The organism is Promicromonospora kroppenstedtii DSM 19349 (assembly GCF_000515355.1).
In the GTDB taxonomy this organism is placed as follows: domain Bacteria; phylum Actinomycetota; class Actinomycetes; order Actinomycetales; family Cellulomonadaceae; genus Promicromonospora; species Promicromonospora kroppenstedtii.
Window position 1 is genome coordinate 1 of record NZ_KI911769.1, and the last position, 2,283, is coordinate 2,283.

Genomic DNA, 2,283 nt, shown 5'->3' on the forward strand with positions numbered 1-2,283 from the left:
GCAGAGTCCCGGGCAGCGCTGCGGGCAGCGCTGCGGGCCGGGCTGTGACCGGCAGGACTGTGACCGGCAGGACTGTGACCGGCAGCGCTGCGGGCAGGGCTGTGGCCGGCAGGACCGCGAGTGGGCGCGTGTATTCGGGCGCGCTCTCAGGCAAGGGCTCGGGCATCGTGATGCTCCTCGGTGATCGGGCAGGCGGCCCGGGGGCGTGCCCCGGGCGCGGACGACCTCCCGGACGAGGTCCGGGTGGTGCTGGTCGTCGCGCGCTGCTGGTTGTCGCGTGCTGCAGGTCCCGTGCCGTGGACTACGGCAGGAGGCCTGGTACATCGTTGTTCCACGGCTGCTCCGTTGCAGAGTGATCGATCACCGTTCGCGGGTTAGGCTAGGAGGTGATCGATCACTTCGCAAGGGTCTCGCACCGGGCGGTGTCCGGAAGGCCCTGATGATCAGCGAGGATGGGGCATGGAGAACGACAGCTCGACGCGCAGTTCGACGGACGGCTCGGCCGACAGCCCGGCGGATGGCTCGACCAGCACCTCGGCGGGCCGGCGGCGCGCGACGATCTGGGAGGTCGCCAAGGCCGCCGGCGTCTCCCACCAGACCGTCTCGCGCTACCTGCGCAACGACGCGAAGATGCGGCCCGAGACGGTGGCCCGGGTGCAGCGGGCGGTCGAGGAGCTCGACTACCGGCCCAACCTGACCGCGCGGTCCATGCGTACCCGGCGCAGCGGCCGGGTCGCGGTGCTGCTGCCCGCGGTCGCCACGTACGGTCCGCCGCAGATCCTGAGCGGCGTGATGGAGGTGGCCCACGAGCACGGGTACACCGTCGAGGCGTTCAGCGTGGAGGGGTCGCCGGCCGATCGCTTCGGGCGGGTCCTTGAGCTCGCCGATTCCGGGCAGGTCGAGGGCGTGCTCGCGCTCGCGCCGCTGCCGCCCGGTTCCGGCGGGCGGTTCCCCGAGCGGGCCGCGATCGTCGTGTCCGCGGACTACGACGACAAGTTCCGCGGCGTGGGCGAGCTCGCCGACGGTTCACCGGTCGAGGACCTCGTGGTGCGCCTGGCCGAGCTGGGCCACCGGCGGTTCGCGCACGTGACCGGCGCGCTCGACTACGCCTCCGCCCGCGGCCGCCGGGACGTCTTCGTCGCCACGGTCGAACGGCTCGGGCTGGGTCCCGCGCTGGTGCTGGAGAGCGACTGGTCGGCCGAGGGCGCACGCGCGGCCGTCCTGTCCCTGCCCGAGGAGGACCACCCGACCGCCGTCATCGCCGCGAGCGACGTCGGTGCGGCCGGGGTGGTGCTGGGCGCCCGCGAGCGCGGCTGGACCATCCCGGGCGACCTCAGTGTGACCGGCTGGGACAACAACCAGCTCGGGGCGTACCTCGAGCCCACGCTGACCACGGTCAACGTCGACCACCGCAAGCTGGGCCGGGCGGCGATGGCCCGGCTGGTCGCCACGCTCCAGCCGGGCGCGGAGACCGCCCGCGTGGCCGAGGCGGCGTCGGACGGCCCGCTGAACACGATCATCTGGCGGGGCTCGACGGGGCCTGCGCCGTCCTGACCCGGCTGCTCGACGTGAGGGCTGGGTCAGGACGGGGCTGGGTCAAGACGGGCTGGGTCAGGACGGGCTGGGTCAGGACGGGCTGGGTCAGGAAAGCGACTCGGCCAGCCGGTCGGCCACCTCGGACGGCGTCGGCATTGCCGCGATCTGGGCGGCAACCTTGCCCGCGGCCTCCGCGTAGCTCGGGTCGGTGCGGAGGGTCACGACCGCCTTGGCCACCGACTCCGGGACGTAGGGACCCGGCTGGACCGCGATGCCCGTGCCGGTCGCGCTGACCACGGCGGCCTGGAGGAACTGGTCGGCGCCCTGCGGGACCACCACGAGCGGGAGGCCGCGGGACAGGACGCCGAGGGTCGTGCCGGCGCCGCCGTGCGTGACGACGAGGTCGACGTCCCGCAGGAGGTCCGCGAGGGGCGTGAAGGGCACGAAGGTGATGTCTCCGGCCGCGTTCGTTCCCGGGGCGCTGCCGGGAAGATCGTGGTCCGCGGCGCTCGCCGTGAGGCCGAGCGTGACGACGAGGTCGACGCCGACGGTGCGCAGCTCGGCGAGGATCGGGGTCAGGGTCGCCGGATCGGAGAAGTGAGTGCCGAACGTGACGAGCACCCGGGGGCGCCCGCCGCGCGTGCCAGTTCCGACGCCCGCCTCGGACCCGGCACCCGCACCGGGTGCGCCAGGCCCCTGGTGCGGCTCAGGCCGGACCGGGACGCGGTTCGCTGGCGCCTGCCAGCC

At 74.1% G+C, this 2,283-nt stretch carries 2 protein-coding genes; one reads left to right on the forward strand and one right to left on the reverse strand.

Annotation, left to right across the window (positions count from 1 at the left end):
• Positions 1-459: 459 nt before the first annotated feature.
• The gene (locus tag PROKR_RS30270) at positions 460-1,554 is read left to right on the forward strand and encodes a LacI family DNA-binding transcriptional regulator (protein ID WP_211240288.1); all 1,095 of its coding nucleotides are present in this window, start codon (positions 460-462) and stop codon (positions 1,552-1,554) included.
• 87 nt (positions 1,555-1,641) lie between these two features.
• On the opposite strand, the gene PROKR_RS30275 is transcribed toward PROKR_RS30270, so the two are convergent.
• Positions 1,642-2,283: glycosyltransferase (locus PROKR_RS30275; protein ID WP_281171775.1), on the reverse strand; the 642-nt coding region annotated here is incomplete at its 5' end.